Here is a 17,205-nt window from a genome sequence, read left to right as displayed (position 1 = left end):
AGACCCGATGAGCACCGACGCCACCACCACCGACACGACGACCACCGATCCGTCCACGGATCCGGCGGGTGACGCGACCCCCACCGGGGACGCGACGGCCGCGGGCGGCGAGTCGCGCACCGTCGGTCAGACGTCGAGCGACCGCGACTCGGGCCACCGGACCGGTCAGCACGACGACGAGGCCGAGCACCTCTCCGACAACCGCTACATCGTCATCGCGCTGATCCTCGCGGTGATCACGGCCGCCGAGGTCGCCGCCAGCTACATCGACCTCGGCCCGGTGTTCATCCCGCTGCTGCTGATCATGATGGCGGTGAAGTTCCTGACGGTGGTGCTGTACTTCATGCACCTGAAGTTCGACAACAAGCTCTTCAAGCGCCTCTTCTACACCGGGCTGATCCTGGCGGTGTTCGTGTACTGCGCCGCCCTGCTGACGTTCCGCTTCTTCGATTCCTGAGCCGATGATCGCCCAGGTCGCCGCCGACGCCGCCCCGTGGGCGTTCCGCTGGCACCCGGAGGTCTGGGCGCTGGTCGCGTTCCTCATCGGCGCCTACGTGTACATGGTCCGCGTGATCGGACCGCGGGCGGTGCCGGAGGGCACGCCGGCGGTGACTCGGGCGAACAAGATCGCGTTCGCCGCGGCGATGGGGATGCTGTGGGTCGCGTCCGACTGGCCGATGCACGACATCGGCGAGCAGTACCTGTACTCGGCGCACATGCTGCAGCACATGATGCTCAGCTACTTCCTGCCGCCGCTGGCGCTGCTCGCGACGCCGACGTGGCTGATGCGCGTGCTGATCGGCGAGGGTCGCCTGCGCGACGTGGTCGGCTTCCTCGCCAAGCCGGTGATCGCCGGGGTGCTGTTCAACCTCGTGGTGATCGTCACCCACGTCCCCCAGATCGTGTCGGCCTCGGTCGACTCCGGCCCGCTGCACTACACGGTCCACGTGGCCGTCGTGCTGCTCTCGCTGCTGATGTGGATGCCGGTCGTCGGGCCGCTGCCGGAGCTGCGGATCGGCCCGCTCGGCAAGTGCATCTACCTGTTCCTGCAGTCGGTCGTGCCGACGGTGCCGGCCGCCTGGCTGACCTTCGCCGAGGGCGTGGTGTACAAGAGCTACGACATCCCGGTCCGCGTGTTCGGGTGGAGCGTCACGGTCGACCAGCAGCTCGCCGGCGCGATCATGAAGACCGGCGGCGGGATCTTCCTGTGGTCGATCGTGGTGTTCATCTTCTTCCGCCGCTTCGCCCACGACTACGCGAGCGAGCACGACTACCGGCGCTCGCCCGGCACGTCGATCCCCGACGCGGAGATCGTCGGCTCCAGCGACGCCCCGCTGACGACCGAGGACGTCGAGAAGGCGTTCGCGTCGAGCCGCGCCCGCACCGGCGACTGATCGCATCGCTCGCGGCTGCTCGTCTCGCCGCACGGGAGCGGTGAGGACGCAGCGACGGAACCGACCGGCGAACCACCGGACCGGCCGCTGGAGCCGCGCAGTAGCCTCGCTGCTCGTGATCGATCAACGGCTGCTGCGCTCCGACCTCGACGGCGTCAAGGCCGCGATGTCGCGCCGCCACCGCCCGGAGCTGCTCGACGACCTCGACCGGGCAGCCGGCCTCGACGCACGCCTGCTCGACATCGGGCGCGAGCGCGACGGCATCCGCGCTCGGGTGAACTCGATCTCCAAGGAGGTCGGCGGGCTGCGTCGCGACGGGCGCGTCGAGGAGGCCGAGGAGCTGCAGACCTCGAGCCGGGAGCTGGGCGCCGACGAGAAGCGCCTCGCGACCGAGCACGACGAGGTGTCCGCCGAGCTGCGCGACGTCCTGCTCGGGATCCCCAACGTGCCCGACGACGACGCCCCCGACGGGGCCGGCGAGGAGGACAACCCGATCGTCACCGGTCCCGTCGATCTGCCCGACGCGTTCCCGGCGCACCGCCGCGTCCCCCACTGGGAGGTCGCCGACGAGCTGGGGATCCTCGACAACCGACGAGCCGCGAAGATCTCGGGCGCGATGTTCACCCTCCAGCGCGGCGCCGGCGCGACGCTCGCCCGAGCGCTGTGCCAGTACGGCCTCGACCTCAACGCCGACGTCCACGAGGAGGTGCGCGCGCCGTCGCTGGTCAGCACGGCGACGCTCACCGCCACCGGCCAGCTCCCCAAGTTCGCCGACGACGCCTACGCCATCGAGCGCGACGACCTGTGGGCGAGCCCGACCGCCGAGGCGCCGCTCACGTCGCTGTACGCGGGCGAGACCCTCGACGACACCGCGCTCCCGATCCGGTTGATGGCGCACAGCTCGTCGTTCCGCCGCGAGTCGGGATCGGCCGGTCGCGACACCCGGGGGATGCTGCGCTCCCACGAGTTCGACAAGGTCGAGCTGATGGCCTACTCGACCCCGGAGGCGGCGCCCGGCCTGCTCGACGACATGGTCGAGCGAGCACGGCGGGCGATCGAGGGGCTCGGCCTGCCGTACCGGGTGATCGACATCTGCACCGGCGACATGGGCCAGAGCCACCACCGCAGCTTCGACGTCGAGGTCTACGCACCCGGAGCGGACGCGTGGCTCGAGGTGTCGTCGGTGAGCTGGCTCGGGGACTACCAGGCGCGCCGGGCGCAGATCCGCTTCCGCCGCCACGACGCGGACGGATCGCCGGTGAAGGGGTCCGACTTCGCCCACACCCTCAACGGCTCCGCGCTCGCCGTGCCGCGCGTGTGGGCCGCGATCATCGAGAACTTCCGCGAGGAGGACGGCTCGGTCACGGTTCCCGAGGTGCTCCACCCGTACATGCGCGGGATCACCTCGATCCGCGCCAGCTGATCGGTCGGCGCGGTCGACTCCGTGCCGCCGTGCGAGACTCGGCGAGTGGGCGACTCGATCCGGGACCGCAGGACGCGCTACGAGACGGCCGGCCTCGACGTCGGCGACCTCGACGCCGATCCGGTCGCGCAGTGGCGTCGGTGGTACGAGCAGGCGGAGGATGCCGCGATCGCCGAGCCGAACGCGATGACGCTGGGGACCGTCGGACGCGACGGGCTGCCCGACGCCCGGGTCGTGCTGTGCCGCGGGGCCGACGAGGCCGGCCTCGCGTTCTACACGAACTACGAGGGAGCCAAGAGCCGCCAGCTCGACGCGGCTCCGGCGGCATCGGTGGTGTTCGCCTGGCTCGATCTGCACCGCCAGGTCCGTGCGCGCGGCGCCGTGGAGCAGATGTCGGGCACCGAGTCCGACGACTACTTCCGTTCGCGCCCGCGCGAGAGCCAGATCGGGGCGTGGGCGTCCCCGCAGAGCCGGGTGATCGCCGATCGAGCGACCCTGGAGGTTCGCGTCGCCGAGGTCGAGGAGCGCTTCGACGGCCGCGAGGTCGACCGACCGGGCTTCTGGGGAGGGTGGCGCGTGGTGCCGACCGAGTGGGAGTTCTGGCAGGGGCGCCCGGGGCGGCTGCACGACCGGCTGCGCTACCGGCGTGCCGGCCCGGACGATCGCGTCGGCGACGGGCAGGTGCGCGACGGCTGGATCGTCGAGCGGTTGGCGCCGTGAGGCGGATCGTGGAGCGATGGAGCCATCCCGGAAACTGGACGCCGGCTGGTTGGTCGTGCCCCACCCATCGGCGAAGCTGGCGCGATGACGGCGACCAAGGTGCTGGTGGTGGACGACGAGCCCACGGTCCGCGAGGTGGTGGCCGGGTACCTGCGCCGTGACGGCCACGAGGTCGCCGAGGCCGCCGACGGGACCACCGCGCTCGCGCTGCTCGAGTCCGAGCCCCCCGACCTCGTCGTTCTCGACATGATGCTCCCGGGGGTCAACGGCCTCGACATCCTGCGTCGCGTCCGCTCGACGAGCGACATCCCGGTGATCATGCTGACGGCGCGCGCCGAGGAGACCGACCGGGTGTCGGGCCTCGAGCTCGGTGCCGACGACTACGTGGTCAAGCCGTTCTCGCCGCGCGAGCTCGCGGCGCGCGTCAACGGGGTGCTGCGGCGCACGGTCGGGCGTGCCGCCGCCTCGCCCCAGCGGCTCGAGTTCGACGGCCTCGTCATCGATCCGCTCGCTCGCGAGGTCGTCCTCGGCGACCGGGTGGTCGAGCTCACGCCGAAGGAGTTCGACGTGCTGGCGTTCCTCGCCGCCTCGCCACGGCAGGTCTTCTCGCGCGCGCAGCTGCTCGAGCAGGTGTGGATGTCGTCGCCCGACTGGCAGGACCCGGCCACCGTGACCGTCCACGTGCGTCGCATCCGGAACAAGATCGAAGCCGACCCCGAGCACCCCCGGTGGATCACCACCGTGTGGGGCGTCGGGTACCGGTTCGAGCCGTGACGGGCGCCGCCCCGCCGCAGCTGCCGTCGACGGCGCGACGACGGATCCTCGGGGTGAGCCGCCTGGGGCGCCGCTTCCTCGGGGCGAACCTGGTGGTTCTCGGAGTCGCGATGCTGATGATCGCGATCGCCGCGCAGACGATGTTCATCAGCGGTCACGACCAGGAGTTCCTGATGTGGGCGCTGATCCCGGCGGTCCTCGCCGCGACCGTGGTCGCGCTGCTGCTCGCTCGGCCGGTGGCGCGCGACGCGAACCGCATCTGCGACGCGGCGATGCGAGTCGCGACGGGCGACCTCACCGCCCGCTCGGGGGTGCGGCGCCAGGACGAGCTCGGCGATGCCGCCGCGATGTTCGACGTGATGGTCGTGCGCCTCGACGTGGTCGAGAAGGAGCGCGCCCTGATGCTGTCGTCGATCTCCCACGACCTGCGGACCCCGCTCGCCGCGCTGCGCGCCGCGGTCGAGGCGATCCGCGACGGGGTGGCGCCCGACCCCGACATGTACCTCGTGGGGATGGAGCGCCAGGTCCGGGCCCTGTCGTCGCTGGTCGACGACCTCCAGCTCCACAGCCGGCTCGTCAGCGGCACGCTCGAGCTCGACCGCGGGGCGCTCGATCTGATGGAGCTGGCCGACGAGGCGATGGAGACGCTGCGCCCGCTCGCCGAGATCCGCGACGTCAAGCTGCTGCTCGAGGCGGGGGCGCGCGTCACGATCGACGCCGACGGGTCGCAGCTCGCCCGGGTCGTGCGGAACCTGCTCGACAACGCGATCCGCCACGCCCCGGCCGACTCGGTCGTCCTAGTGCAGATCGCTCGCGACGGCGAGGACGCGCTGCTGCGCGTGATCGACGAGGGCGCCGGGTTCCCCGCCGACTTCCGGTCCCGGGCGTTCGAGCCGTTCACCCGCGCCGACGAGGCGCGCGACGTGCGCACGGGGACGGCCGGCCTCGGCCTGTCGATCGCGCGCGGGATCGTGACCGCTCACCGCGGCACCGTCGGCCTCGGCGACGGACCGGGCGGTGTCGTCGAGGTGCGGCTCCCGCTCTGAGCGAGCGCGACGCCGATCGGCGCGTCGCCGGATCGCCGGGGCCGACCCGTCCCGAGACCGGGTCAGGTCGAGCCGTCGGAGCCCCACGTCGACACCGCGTCGACGAGCCCGGCGATGAGCGACTCCGTGTGGGGGACGAGGCCCGGCCCCTCCCAGTCCCACCACAGCGGGCTCGACCCGCGCACCCGCGGCGGCAGCTCGATCTGGACGCCCTGGCGGAGCGCGAGGTTCACCGGGTTGCGCGGGTGCAGACCGCGCAGCTTCTCGGGGATCGAGTCGAGGTCGGTGAGCACGTCGTAGGCCGGCAGGTGGGTGCGCAGCGCCTCCCCCACGTGCTCGGCGAACTCGCGGTTGCGCCCGCCGAGCAGGAGGGAGCCGAATAGCCCCCGGCGCCCGAACCCGTGGATCGTCACCACGATCTCGACGTGGTCGAGGAAGGCGGCCAGGGCGGGGGAGTCGTCGGGGTCGACCTTCGTCGACGACAGGTGCTCGCGCATCGTCGGCGGCTGGATCACGGCGTACAGCGACGCCCCCGACGCGTCGGCGGCCCGGCGCGCGATCACGTCGGTGAGCCACTCGAGGTTGCCGCCGTGGTACGCCATGAACCCGATCGGGCTGCGCAGCTCGCACACCTCCTCGACCCCCGGCGCGTCGAGGATCGTGGCGAAGTCTCCCATCGGACCCCCATGATGCACCCGGGGCGCCGGAACCGTCGGGGCGGGGCCGGTGGGACCCTCTCCGGCCGTACGCTGGTGCCGATGCTGGTGTGGATGGACCTCGAGATGACCGGCCTCGACCACACCCGCGACGTCATCGTCGAGATCGCCACGCTGATCACCGACGACGACCTCGAGATCGTCGCCGAGGGCCCCGACCTGGTGGTCGCCGCCCCCGACGAGGCGATCGCCCAGATGGATCCGTTCGTGGTGGCGATGCACACGCGGTCGGGGTTGCTCGACCAGATCACCGCCGCGACGCTGAGCCTGGCCGACGCCGGCGAGCAGACGCTCGCGTTCATCCGCGAGCACGTCCCCGTCGAGCGCACCGTGCCGCTGTGCGGCAACTCGATCGGGACCGACCGTCGCTTCCTCGCCGCCTACCTGCCCGAGATCGAGGAGTACCTGCACTACCGATCGATCGACGTCTCGAGCGTCAAGGAGCTGGTCAAGCGGTGGTACCCCGAGCTCGACGCGAAGCGCCCCCGGGGGGAGGGGACCCACCGGGCGCTCGACGACATCCGCGCCTCGGTGCGCGAGCTCGCGTACTACCGCGACCACGTGTTCGCCGAGCGGACCCCGGCGGCCCCCGACGACGCGGACGGCACCGCCGACGCCGACGTCGACGCGCCCGACGCGGCCGCTGCGGGCGACGCGCCCGGTGCCGCGAGCGCGCCCGCCTGAGCCCGAGAGGTCGGCGGGACCCGGGCGGGCCGTCGTCACCCGAACCGGTACCGTTCTCGCATGCGCGCAGTCGTCCTTCACGAGCACGGTGGACCCGAGGTCCTGACGATCGAGGAGGTCGAGGACCCGGTGGCCGGTCCGGGCCAGATCCTCGTCGACGTCGCCCACACCGCCCTGAACCGCGCCGACACCCTGCAGCGTCAGGGCGGGTACCCCGACCCGCGCGACCGTGACGTCGAGATCCCCGGGCTGGAGTACGCGGGGACCGTCGCGGCCCTCGGCGACGACGTCACCGAGTGGTCGGTCGGCGATCGGGTGATGGGGATCGAGGCGGGGGGCTGCTACGCCGAGAAGGTCGTCACCCACGCCCGCCAGGCCCTGCCGGTGCCCGACGGCGTGGAGCTGTCCGACGCCGCCGCGATCTCCGAGGTGTTCCTCACCGCGTGGGACGCCCTCGTGGTGCAGGGGGGCCTGACCAGCGGCCGGTGGGCCCTCGTGCACGCCGGCGCCTCGGGCGTCGGGACCGCGTCGATCCAGATCGCGAAGGCGATCGGGGCGCGGATCGCGGTCACCTGCTCGGAGGGGAAGATGGAGGCGTGCCGCGAGCTGGGTGCCGACCTCGTCCTCGAGCGCAGCCCGTCGGACTGGGCCTCCGAGCTGGCCGAGGCGGTGCCCGACGGCGTCGACGTCGTGCTCGACGTCGTGGGCGGCGAGGAGGCCGAGCGCAACCTGCGCGCCGTGGCCGTCGACGGCACGATCGTGCAGGTCGGGTTGATGGGGGGCGCGAGCGCGCCGATCACGATCGGGCTGCTCCTCGCGAAGCGGATCACCTGGATCGGGACCACGCTCCGCGCGCGGCCGCTCGAGCGCAAGCTCGTGCTGTGCCGCCGGTTCCTCGCCGAGGTCGTGCCGTTGTTCGAGTCGGGAGCTCTGCGCCCGGTGATCGATTCGCGCTACGCGCTCGACGACATCGCCGATGCGCACCGCCACATGGAGTCGAACGCGTCGATCGGCAAGATCCTGATCGACCTCTGAGCACGGTGCCCGGGGCGTGGCTCGGCGGGGCGACGCGACGCGGGTCGCTCAGGCCGGGTCGGCGGTCTCGACCGCGTCGTCGGCGTCGTCGGGGACGAGCATCCGCCGGTAGCTGAACCAGGCGCCGATCGCCAGCACGACGAGCGCGAGGAGCGCGAACGGCAGGATCGGGAAGCCGTCGGTGGGGATCTCGCCCCAGATGAACGAGACCGAGCCGGCGATCACGTGACCGTCGGCGGGCACCGGCGCCAGGTAGCGGACGAAGTACCGCCCCTCGCGATCGATCCGGTCGAAGTCGATCCGGGCGGTGGTGTCGCCGGTGACCACGGTCGTGCCGCCGAGGTTCTCGACGTCCCCGCCCCCGATGTCGTAGGTGAGGAACATCTGGGAGTCCTCGCTGATCGTCTCGCCGAAGTCGATCTCGACGCTCGAGATGGGCTCGTCGACGGTCTCACCGGCCGCCGGCGTCGACGACGCGATGTCGTCGTGAGCGGACCCGACGGCGGCCCAGCCGAGGACGACGGATGACGTCGCGGCGAGAAGCGCGACGAGCAGCGCGAGGAGCCGCGCCGTGATCGAGCTCGACGTCCGCGCACCCACGGTCACCATTCAATCACCGGCTGCGGGTGCCGACTCGGCGCCCCTTCCACGTCACGTCACGCCCGAGCACGAGCGCGACGGCGCTGCTCGCCACGACGACGACGAGCGCGGCCACGAGCAGGGGGTAGGCGGCGGCGGCCCACCACCGGACGCTGCCGGCGCGACGTCCGAGCACCCACACCTGGATCGCGGACACCGGGTAGACGAGCGGCGCGGCGATCCACCCGCCGGCGAGCGAGGCGACCCACGCGACCGTGGCCAGCGCCACCCACCACGGCGTCGAGGAGGCCCCCGCCGCGATGCTGCGCGTCCAGCCCTCGACGAGCTGGGGCACCCCTCGGGGGTACATCCGGAACGTCGTCGAGTCGGGTGAGCCGACGTGGAGCATCGAGCGCCCGACGTTGCGGGCGAGCGCGACGTCCTCGACGTGGGCGGCGCGCACCTCCGCCGCGGCGTGACCGCCCGAGCGCAGGTAGGCGCTCCGATCGAGCGCGACGACGGGCCCGAACGCGGCGCTGGTGCTCGGGCGGTGCCCCCACGGCCCGAACGCGGCGCACCCCATCAGCGCGACCACGTTCACGAGCGCGCTCGGCTGCTCGGAGGCCGTCTCCATGCGGTGCCACGGTTGCACCGACACGATCGCACCCGGGTGGGCGGCGACCTGCGCGGCGAGGTCGTCCAGGAGGGTCGGCGACGGACGGACGTCCGCGTCGACGAAGACGAGCACGTCCGCCTCGACGGCGCTCGCCCCGTGCCAGCACGCGTGGGACTTCCCCGCCCACCCCGCCGGGAGCTCCGGGGGGACGAGCACCTCGGCGCCGAGCTCGCGCGCGATGCGCCCGGTCGCGTCCGTCGAGTGGTCGTCGACGACCACGATCCGGTCACCGGGGCGCCGTTGGTCGACGAGCGGTCGCACGAGCTGCGCGATCGAGGCCTCCTCGTCGCGGGCGGGGATCACCACGGCGACCGTCGCCCGCTCGGCGACGTGCGACGACGGGAGCTGTCGAGGGGACCACAGCAGGAGCCACCCGAGGGCCCACCCGACGGCGAACACGGCGACCTCGACGGCGCCGTGCTCGATCCCGGCGATGCGCACCCCGACCGCCTCCACCTAGTCGGGCGGCCCGGCGGATCCCGGGGCGGCGTCGACGAGGCGCTCGACGGAGCCGGGCTCGTCGATCGGATCGACGTGCACCGGCACGCCGAGCTCGAGGCGTCGCCTCCGGGGGATCTCGCTCGTCCTCGGCGCACGGGTGCGCGTCGTCGCCGCAGCGACGTCGGCCATCAGTTCGTCTCCCCAGCCGGTCCGAGCACGCCGGCCATCATCGCACGAGGGCCGCGAACCCGCCGATCGCGGTCCCGCCCGAAACCTCCTTGACCCGGCAGGTGCGGTCGTGGTTGCCTGGACTCCGACGCCGAACGACGGCGATCGGCCCGAGCACGACGGAAGGGGGCGCACCATGACGACGACCACCGACCTCCACGTCTCCGGTCGTGCGCGCCCCGAGGCCGTCGCGACGCTCCCGCTCTCGATCTGCGCCGCCGGAAGCGCGACCGGCGCTGCTCGTTCGATCGCACCCGTCGCATCGGACGGGCACGGGACCGGTGGGTTCCGGATCACGTTCGTCGACGGCATCGCCATCGTCGCAGACCGCGCGATGACGTCCTGGAACGAGTCCGACGTGCGCCCGACCCCCGGCCGCCTCGAGGCCGTGACGTAGCTCCGCTCCGTCACCATCCTCCTCGAGGCCGCCGGGTTCACCAGAACCCGGCGGCCTTCGTCGTTTTCCGGCCCGAACCCGCCCCGCACCGGTCCCGTCCGACACCGATCACACCATCCATCCCACCATCCATCCCACCACCCATCCCCCGACAAGGAGACCCGATGACCACCTCGACGATGCCCGCCCGGGCCACCCGCACCACCCGGCGTCCGACGCCGCGGACCGCACCGATCCCACGACCCGACACCACCGACCCCCGACCCGAGGACCACGCCGTGACCATCCTGGACGACCTGCTCGACCGCAGCGGGCGCGAACCCGAACCCCTGCCACCCGACCGCCCACCTCCCGAACCGGCCGAGCTCGAGCTCGAGGAGGTGCCCGGCGCCTCGACGCGGGCGCCCGCCGCGCGCTGCGCCGACGGGAACGGGACCCTGTCGGGGCTGTTCTTCTCCGACGACCTCGTCGACGTCGCGCGGGCGAAGGCGATGTGCTCGCTGTGCCCGCTGTCGACCGAGTGCCTCGCCGGCGCCCTCGAGCGAGAGGAGCCGTGGGGCGTGTGGGGCGGTGAGCTGCTGTCCGGTGGTCGGATCGTGGCCAACAAGCGACCCTGCGGGCGCCCGCCGAAGGTCCCGCGACCCGAGATCACCTACGACGAGATGGGTCCCGTCGGGGTCGTCGCGTGACCCCTCGACGGACACGGCCCCGGGAGCGCCCGTCGCCCCCGGGGCCGGTCGGGTTCGCGGAACGTTCCCGCCCGACCCGGCGATCGCGTCGAGAACGATCACTACCCTCGGTGGTGTGAACGTCCCTCGCCCGCGCCTGCTCGTCGCGTCGCTGCTCGCGGCCGTCGTCGTCGGGGTGCTCGGCGGGATCGTGTGGGCGCGCACGGTCGCCGAGGACGGCCCGGCGGTCGACGCGGAGCTGACCGACGCCCGTGACCGCACGCTCCCCACGACCGTGGGCGAGCTCACCCCCAACGGCCGGCCCGACGCCCTCCCGGCGGCGGCGATGTCGGACGTCGACGGTCGGTCGGTGTCCACGTCCGACCTGCTCGGCGGCGACCCGTTGGTGATCAACCTCTGGTTCTCCACGTGCGCGCCGTGCGCGAAGGAGCTCCCCGACTTCGCCGAGGTCCACGCCGAGGTCGGCGACCGGGTGCGCTTCGTGGGCGTCAACACGCTCGACTCGGTGCCGGTCATGCAGCGCTTCGCCTCCGAGCGCGGCGTCGACTACGAGTTGCTGCGCGACGACCTCGCCGAGTTCACCGACGGGATCGAGGCGTCCAACTTCCCGATCACGGTGTTCGCGACCTCCGACGGGACGGTGGTCGACCAGAGCGGGGTGCTCGACGCCGACGGACTGCGGGAGCGCGTCGACCGCCTCCTCGCGGCCGAGGAGGACGTGGGGTGAGCCTGTCGTTCATCCGGGGACTCGTCGCAGCCGTGAACCCCTGCGGGTTCATCCTGCTGCCGACCTACCTGATGTACTTCCTCGGGATCTCGACCGGCGCCGTGGGCACCCAGCGCGCGACGATCCGCCGGGCGCTGCTCGTCAGCGCCGCCGTCTCGGCCGGGTTCCTCTCGGTGTTCGCCGTCGCCGGCGTCGTGGCGTACAACTTCACCAGCTGGATCAACGAGAACGCGAAGTACGCCACCGTGGGGATCGCCGCCGGGCTGCTCGCGCTCGGGATCGCGATGCTGCTCGGGTACGAGCCGTCGTTCCTCACCCCCTCGATCGACGTCGGCGAGAAGGACCGCACGATCGCGTCGATGTTCGTCTACGGCGTGGCCTACGCCGTCGCGTCGATCGGATGCACGATCGGTCTGTTCATCGCGACGGTCTTCTCCTCGACGGCGCGCGACGGCCTCGTGTCGGGGGTGGCGAACTTCGTGGTCTACGGGGCGGGGATGGCGCTGCTCGTGAGCGCGCTCACGATCGCCATCGCGTTCGCGAACACCAGCCTGCTGAACCTGCTGCGATCGAGCCTGGCCCACGTCGACCGGGTCGCGGCGGCCTTCGTGGTGCTGTCGTCGCTCTACCTCTTCTGGTACTTCTACTGGGTCGACCTGCGCGAGGAGGGAGACCCGATCACCCTGTGGGTCGAGGGTCGCCAGGCGGCGATCGCCAGCTTCCTCGACGGCAACTGGCCGACGGTCGCGATCGTGATCCTGTCGGTGGTCGTGGCGGCGATCGGCTACGTCACGTCCACCCGTCGCCGCGACGTCGTCGCGGTCGCCGCCGTCGGCGTGGCCGTCACCGTCGGGGTGTGGGCCACGGTCGGGACCGAGCCGTGGAGGGTGGGCCTGATCGCCGCCGCCGCCGTGGTCGGCGCGGCGCTCGGCGCCGGCGCCGGGCGCGAGACGAGCGGTCCCGACGTCGGCGATCGCGCGCGCGGTTCCGATCCCTCGCCCGTCGCGAGCCGACCGACGCCTCGCTGACCCGCTCCGCCGGGCGATCGCGCCCCTCGGTGTCGACGTCGACGCGGGCCGGGTGCGGCCGGTGCCCAGGGGTCCCGCCGCTGTGGGTCGCCCGCGCCCTCCACCCGTGCGCGCGAGCTCGCGGACGATGCCGAGGCGGCGCACGGGCCCGAGCACGCCGCACCGCTCGCACGTGGCCTCTCGGATCGACGGGTCGCCGCGCCGCCGTGATCGGGAGCCCCCCGCCGTCCGCCACGGTCGGCCCCCCCGCCCCGTGCCGGAGTCGCGGATGCGTGCGCGCGGGTCGGGCCGCGTAGGTTGCTCGCATGGCCGACGACTTCGACCCGACGACCGTCCCGATCCGCACCGCCGCGACGGTGATGCTCGTGCGCGACGCCCACGACGGCGAGCCCGGCGTCGAGGTGTTCATGCTCCGCCGCACCGGCGACGCGGCGTTCGGCGCGGGGATGTACGTGTTCCCCGGCGGTCGGGTGGACGACGTCGACCGCGCGGACGAGATCGAGCCCTTCTGCCGTGGGCTCGACGACGCGGACGCGTCGCGCCAGCTCGGCATCGACGCCGGCGGGCTCGCGTACTGGATGGCGGCGATCCGCGAGTGCTTCGAGGAAGCCGGCATCCTCCTCGCCGAGCGACGCGACGGCGGCACCCTCGACCTCGCCGACGACGACCGCCACGCCGTCCACGACGGGACCCTGTCGATGGTCGAGCTGTGCCGCCGCGACGACCTGGTGATGGAGCTCGCGACGACCCAGTACGTCGACCACTGGATCACCCCGGCCGGCGAGGCGCGCCGCTTCGACACGCGCTTCTTCGTCACCGAGGCCCCCGAGGGCCAGGACGGCCTGCACGACGAGAAGGAGACCGTCGACAGCCTGTGGATCCGCCCCGAGACCGCGCTGCGGCGGGCGGATGACGGTGAGCTGATGATGATGCCGCCGACGTTGAAGAACCTGCGCTGGCTCGCCGAGCACGACACGGCGGGCGCCGCCGTCGAGGCGGGCGTCGCGATCGAGCGGCCCGCGGTCGTGCTGCCCAAGCTGCGCGTCGACGACGACGGCCGGGTGCTCGGCGTCGCGATGCCGGGCGACGACGACTACGACTCGCTCTGAGCGGGCGCGGCGCCGTCGCTCGTCGGACCGGCGCTCAGGTCCCCTGGGCGTCGAGCTCGGCGAACGCCGCGTCGACGTTCTCGAACATCCGCGCCGTGCACCCGGCCATGTCGACCTGCTCGGGGTCGACGAGCGGGGCGAGGTCGTCGACGATCGTCCGGGCGATGGCGCGGAACACCTCGGAGGCGGGGCCGTCTCCGTCGAGCACGACCGGTCGGCCCGCGTCGCCCCCGGCCGAGACGGCCGTCTCGATCGGGATCCGGCCCAGCAGCGGGGCGTCGATCGCCGCCGCCAACGCCTCGCCACCTCCCGAACCGAACAGCGCGTGCTCGTCGCCGTGGGGATCGGTGAAGGTGGACATGTTCTCGATCACCCCGACGACGCGCAGGAAGCTGCGCTTGGCCATGTCGGCGGCGCGCTGGGCGACCTTCTGCGCGGCGAGCGCCGGGGTGGTGACGACGATCAGGTCGGTCGCCGGGAGCAACCGGGCGAGGCCCATCTGCACGTCGCCGGTGCCGGGCGGCATGTCGATCAGGAGGTAGTCGAGCTCGCCCCAGCGCACGTCGCGGAGGAACTGCTCGACGGCCTTGGTGAGCATCAGGCCGCGCCACATCAGCGCCGTGTCCTCGTCGACGAGGAACCCGGTCGAGACGACCTTCAGCAGCCCGTCGCCGACGCGGCGCTCGTTCGGCACGATCAGCGGCTTGTCGGAGCCCTCGACGCGCTCGGCCTCCATCCGGTCGCCGATCCCGAGCAGGCGGGGGACGGAGAACCCCCAGATGTCGGCGTCGAGCACGCCGACGGTGTGCCCGCTCGCGGCGAGCGCGGCGGCGAGGTTGACGGTCACCGAGCTCTTGCCGACGCCGCCCTTGCCGGAGGCGATGGCGATCACGTTGCACGACTCGGGGACCATCGTGTCCGCGGCGGTGCCCCGGGCGTTCCAGCGGGCCTTGGTCATCACCTCGCTGCGCTCCTCGGCGGTCATCTCGCCCCACACGATCACCGTGTCGGAGACGCCCGGGTGGAGCCCGACGCGCGTCTCCACCTCGTCGCGGATCTCGGCGCGCATCGGGCAGCCGCTGATCGTCAGCTTGATCTTCACCGTGACCACGCCGTCGTCGGACACCTCGACCGACGGGACCATGCCGAGCGAGACGATGTCGGACCCGAGCTCGGGGTCGATCACGTTGCCCAGCACCTCGATGACCTCGTCGGCCGTCGGGGGGTCGCCGATCGCGGGTGCGTCGACCGTGCCGACGGTGGAGGGTGGCGCATCGCCGGAGGCGTCGCGGAGTTCGTTCGACGAGCTCATCGACTCATTTTACCGGCGCATCCCGTGTAATCTCGATCCGTGGCCGAGACCCCACCGAACCTCGACGTGCTCAAGGCGCTCGGCGACAACACGCGCTACGCGATCTACCTCGAGCTCGCGCGCTCGCCGCGGCCGCTCGCGACGGCCGACGTCGCGGACGTCCTCGGGCTCCACGCCAACACCGTGCGCCCCCACCTCGAGCGGATGCGCGAGGTCGGCCTGCTCGACCTCGAGGTCGGTGCCCGTGGCGACGTCGGTCGGCCCCAGCACCGCTACTCGGTGGCGGCCGACGCCCCGTCGCTCGGTCTCGAGCCCCCGACGATGCCGGTGCTGGCGCGCATGGTGCTCGCCATGGCGCGCCGCATCGGGGCCGACCCCGACGACGCGTTCGCCGTCGGTGACGAGGAGGGCCGGACGCGCGCTCGACCCCACGAGAGCGCACCGTCGACGCTCGAGGCGCTCGTCGACGACCTCGACCGCCTCGGGTTCGACCCGATCGTCGCCGCGGCCGACGCCGGAGGGGACGCGCTCGTCGACGACCGGGCAGCCGCGGATCGCTGGACCCGACCCGACGGCCGGCTGGGGCCGGGCGGCGACGACGCCGCGGTCGTCGCGTTCGCGAACTGCCCGTTCTCCGACCTCGCCCGCGAGCACCCCGACCTCGTGTGCAGCCTCCACCGGGGACTGGTCACCGGCTTCGTCGAGCAGGTGGGCGACGCCCGGGTCGCCGACTTCCGCTCGATCACCAGCCGCACGCCGTGCCGGATGACGGTGTCGGCCCCCTGAGGACGACCGGGGCCGCGAGGCAGTACGCTGACGGCCCAGGATCCGATGCTCGATCCCACCAGGAGGAATCGCCCATGATCACGCTCACCGATCCCGCCGCCCACAAGGTGCGCCAGCTGCTCGACGCCGAAGGCGCCGAGGACCTCGCGCTGCGCGTCGCCGTGCGACCCGGCGGCTGCTCCGGCTTCTCGTACGAGATGTTCTTCGACGGCGACGTCGCCGCCGACGACACCACGGCCGAGTACCCCGACCACGTCAAGGTCGTCGTCGATCCCGCCTCCGCCCAGCTGCTCGAAGGAGCGACGCTGGACTACAAGGACGGGCTCGACCAGTCCGGGTTCGCGATCACGAACCCCAACGCGAGCCGCACCTGCGGCTGCGGCCAGTCGTTCTCCTGACGCGCTCGACGCCGAGCGCGTGACGCTCTCGGCGTCGGTCGGATCGCTCAGCCGACGGCGTCGAGCCGCTCGCGCAGCTCGGTCGCGTCCCACAGCCCGTCGAGTCGCTCGACGATCGCCCCCGTCGCGTCGGTGATGAACACCGCCGGTTCGTAGGTCATCTCGACCGCGTCGACGGCGGGCGCGACGGTCGTCGCGGTCCCGTCGGTGAACACCTCGGCGTGGACGAAGGCGAAGCGGTCCGCGTACTCCTCGGAGACCTCGATCGTCGCCTCGAGCGCCGGGGTGCACGATCCCGTCTGGCAGAACGCGGGCGTACCGACCAGGTAGACGACGCCACGATCGAGCTCCAGCGCCTCGGTGAGGGTGATCGCGTGGAACGGGCACGCCGGATCGCGGGTGCAGATCGGATCGACCCCGCGGGCGTCGCCGACCGTCGGGGTGTCGAAGGCCGCCAGCTGCTGGCCCGGGTGGGGCACCGCGACCTCGTCGGAGGCGAACACCTGGAACGCCGCGCCGGTCGGGGGGCCGCCGTCGATCACGAGCGTGTAGACGCCGGGGGCCTCGACCACCGGTCGGAACGCGTAGTACGGCGCCGGCGCGACGTCACGGCGCACCGCCTCGATGCGGGGGCCGAGCGGAGCGGAGTCGGCGTCGAGGACCTGCGCGCCGAGCGTCGAGGGGCCGTCGACGACGAACTGGGCGTCGGTCCCCGCGAGGCTGAACGGCAGGCGCACCTCCCCGGGCACGGCGACGCTCTGGGGGAACCGCTGCACCACCGTGTAGGTGTCGGGCGCCAACCCGTCGCCGCTCGCAGCGGAGCCGCCTCCGTCGTCGCCTCCGTCCGAGCCGCACGCCGCCAGCACCCCGGTCGTGGCCGCTCCGATCAGGAACGCGCGCCGACCGAGCGCAGCGGCGGATCCGGGTGGGTCGGACGGGGTTCGCATGGGCGGAGGGAGGCGCGGATCGAGCCGAGCGCGACCACGTCCTCCGGATCGAGACGATATCGCTCCGGGTCGCACGACGGATCGCGCCCGAGCAAT

The 17,205-nt window shown here is 72.8% G+C and carries 21 protein-coding genes; 15 read left to right on the top strand and 6 right to left on the bottom strand.

Annotated elements, in window-relative coordinates:
- Positions 1 to 7 precede the first annotated feature (7 nt).
- From ACOOHC_RS17330 to ACOOHC_RS17305, 6 genes are all read left to right on the top strand, one after another.
- Positions 8 to 457: a cytochrome C oxidase subunit IV family protein gene (locus tag ACOOHC_RS17330; protein ID WP_420451645.1), complete on the top strand. Its 450-nt coding sequence runs from the start codon at positions 8 to 10 to the stop codon at positions 455 to 457.
- Between the two features lie 4 nt (positions 458 to 461).
- Positions 462 to 1,394, top strand: coding sequence for a cytochrome c oxidase assembly protein (locus ACOOHC_RS17325; protein ID WP_420451644.1), 933 nt, complete (start codon positions 462 to 464; stop codon positions 1,392 to 1,394).
- Positions 1,395 to 1,509: 115 nt separating this feature from the next.
- Positions 1,510 to 2,817 (top strand): serine--tRNA ligase, encoded by a 1,308-nt coding sequence (serS, locus tag ACOOHC_RS17320; RefSeq protein ID WP_420451643.1) that lies wholly within the window; start codon positions 1,510 to 1,512, stop codon positions 2,815 to 2,817.
- Between the two features lie 45 nt (positions 2,818 to 2,862).
- Positions 2,863 to 3,537, top strand: a complete 675-nt coding sequence (pdxH, locus tag ACOOHC_RS17315; RefSeq protein WP_420451642.1) for a pyridoxamine 5'-phosphate oxidase — start codon at positions 2,863 to 2,865, stop codon at positions 3,535 to 3,537.
- A gap of 84 nt (positions 3,538 to 3,621) precedes the next feature.
- On the top strand, positions 3,622 to 4,311 hold the full coding sequence (locus tag ACOOHC_RS17310; protein ID WP_420451641.1) for a response regulator transcription factor: 690 nt from the start codon (positions 3,622 to 3,624) through the stop codon (positions 4,309 to 4,311).
- Positions 4,312 to 4,364: 53 nt separating this feature from the next.
- Positions 4,365 to 5,357 carry an ATP-binding protein gene (locus ACOOHC_RS17305; RefSeq protein ID WP_420451640.1) on the top strand — a complete coding sequence of 331 codons (993 nt, stop codon included), beginning with the start codon at positions 4,365 to 4,367 and terminating at the stop codon, positions 5,355 to 5,357.
- A gap of 62 nt (positions 5,358 to 5,419) precedes the next feature.
- Here ACOOHC_RS17305 and ACOOHC_RS17300 read toward each other — a convergent pair whose 3' ends face one another.
- A complete protein-coding gene (locus ACOOHC_RS17300; protein WP_420451639.1) occupies positions 5,420 to 6,034 on the bottom strand; it encodes a poly-gamma-glutamate hydrolase family protein in 615 nt (204 codons plus the stop codon).
- 81 nt (positions 6,035 to 6,115) lie between these two features.
- Between ACOOHC_RS17300 and orn the strand changes: the two genes are divergently transcribed.
- Entirely contained in the window at positions 6,116 to 6,757 is a 642-nt protein-coding gene (gene orn / locus ACOOHC_RS17295; RefSeq protein ID WP_420451638.1) for an oligoribonuclease, read from the top strand.
- A 60-nt stretch (positions 6,758 to 6,817) separates the two neighbouring features.
- Complete coding sequence (locus ACOOHC_RS17290) at positions 6,818 to 7,792, top strand: NAD(P)H-quinone oxidoreductase (RefSeq protein WP_420451637.1); 975 nt, start codon at positions 6,818 to 6,820, stop codon at positions 7,790 to 7,792.
- A 48-nt stretch (positions 7,793 to 7,840) separates the two neighbouring features.
- Here the strand turns inward: ACOOHC_RS17290 and ACOOHC_RS17285 are convergent, their stop codons facing one another.
- From ACOOHC_RS17285 to ACOOHC_RS17275, 3 genes are read right to left on the bottom strand one after another with little or no spacing between them, the layout of a single operon-like run.
- Entirely contained in the window at positions 7,841 to 8,392 is a 552-nt protein-coding gene (locus ACOOHC_RS17285) for a copper resistance protein CopC (RefSeq protein ID WP_420451636.1), read from the bottom strand.
- 13 nt (positions 8,393 to 8,405) lie between these two features.
- On the bottom strand, positions 8,406 to 9,488 hold the full coding sequence (locus ACOOHC_RS17280) for a glycosyltransferase (RefSeq protein ID WP_420451635.1): 1,083 nt from the start codon (positions 9,486 to 9,488) through the stop codon (positions 8,406 to 8,408).
- Positions 9,489 to 9,503: 15 nt separating this feature from the next.
- Complete coding sequence (locus tag ACOOHC_RS17275; protein WP_420451634.1) at positions 9,504 to 9,677, bottom strand: hypothetical protein; 174 nt, start codon at positions 9,675 to 9,677, stop codon at positions 9,504 to 9,506.
- Between the two features lie 175 nt (positions 9,678 to 9,852).
- Between ACOOHC_RS17275 and ACOOHC_RS17270 the strand changes: the two genes are divergently transcribed.
- The 5 genes from ACOOHC_RS17270 to ACOOHC_RS17250 all read left to right on the top strand — a co-directional run bounded on the left by ACOOHC_RS17270 (position 9,853) and on the right by ACOOHC_RS17250 (position 13,666).
- Positions 9,853 to 10,113: a hypothetical protein gene (locus tag ACOOHC_RS17270; protein WP_420451633.1), complete on the top strand. Its 261-nt coding sequence runs from the start codon at positions 9,853 to 9,855 to the stop codon at positions 10,111 to 10,113.
- A 278-nt stretch (positions 10,114 to 10,391) separates the two neighbouring features.
- Positions 10,392 to 10,802: a WhiB family transcriptional regulator gene (locus tag ACOOHC_RS17265; RefSeq protein WP_420451632.1), complete on the top strand. Its 411-nt coding sequence runs from the start codon at positions 10,392 to 10,394 to the stop codon at positions 10,800 to 10,802.
- A gap of 115 nt (positions 10,803 to 10,917) precedes the next feature.
- Positions 10,918 to 11,529 (top strand): TlpA family protein disulfide reductase, encoded by a 612-nt coding sequence (locus ACOOHC_RS17260; protein WP_420451631.1) that lies wholly within the window; start codon positions 10,918 to 10,920, stop codon positions 11,527 to 11,529.
- Positions 11,526 to 12,557 (top strand): cytochrome c biogenesis CcdA family protein, encoded by a 1,032-nt coding sequence (locus ACOOHC_RS17255; RefSeq protein ID WP_420451630.1) that lies wholly within the window; start codon positions 11,526 to 11,528, stop codon positions 12,555 to 12,557. The genes ACOOHC_RS17260 and ACOOHC_RS17255 overlap by 4 nt, the downstream gene beginning before the upstream one ends.
- A gap of 305 nt (positions 12,558 to 12,862) precedes the next feature.
- Positions 12,863 to 13,666: an NUDIX hydrolase gene (locus ACOOHC_RS17250; protein WP_420451629.1), complete on the top strand. Its 804-nt coding sequence runs from the start codon at positions 12,863 to 12,865 to the stop codon at positions 13,664 to 13,666.
- A 34-nt stretch (positions 13,667 to 13,700) separates the two neighbouring features.
- Here ACOOHC_RS17250 and ACOOHC_RS17245 read toward each other — a convergent pair whose 3' ends face one another.
- Positions 13,701 to 14,978: an Mrp/NBP35 family ATP-binding protein gene (locus ACOOHC_RS17245; RefSeq protein WP_420451628.1), complete on the bottom strand. Its 1,278-nt coding sequence runs from the start codon at positions 14,976 to 14,978 to the stop codon at positions 13,701 to 13,703.
- 39 nt (positions 14,979 to 15,017) lie between these two features.
- Between ACOOHC_RS17245 and ACOOHC_RS17240 the strand changes: the two genes are divergently transcribed.
- Together ACOOHC_RS17240 and erpA are read left to right on the top strand one after the other, a co-directional pair.
- The gene (locus ACOOHC_RS17240; protein WP_420451627.1) at positions 15,018 to 15,764 is read left to right on the top strand and encodes a helix-turn-helix transcriptional regulator; all 747 of its coding nucleotides are present in this window, start codon (positions 15,018 to 15,020) and stop codon (positions 15,762 to 15,764) included.
- Positions 15,761 to 16,162: an iron-sulfur cluster insertion protein ErpA gene (erpA, locus tag ACOOHC_RS17235; RefSeq protein WP_420453820.1), complete on the top strand. Its 402-nt coding sequence runs from the start codon at positions 15,761 to 15,763 to the stop codon at positions 16,160 to 16,162. The genes ACOOHC_RS17240 and erpA overlap by 4 nt, the downstream gene beginning before the upstream one ends.
- A gap of 47 nt (positions 16,163 to 16,209) precedes the next feature.
- On the opposite strand, the gene ACOOHC_RS17230 is transcribed toward erpA, so the two are convergent.
- Positions 16,210 to 17,109 carry a hypothetical protein gene (locus ACOOHC_RS17230; protein WP_420451626.1) on the bottom strand — a complete coding sequence of 300 codons (900 nt, stop codon included), beginning with the start codon at positions 17,107 to 17,109 and terminating at the stop codon, positions 16,210 to 16,212.
- Positions 17,110 to 17,205: the final 96 nt, after the last annotated feature.

The sequence above is a fragment of the Ilumatobacter sp. genome, from assembly GCF_965215205.1.
Lineage (GTDB): Bacteria > Actinomycetota > Acidimicrobiia > Acidimicrobiales > Ilumatobacteraceae > Ilumatobacter_A.
The sequence above is the reverse complement of the archived record's forward strand: the minus strand, read 5'-3'. Positions and strand labels throughout refer to the sequence as shown.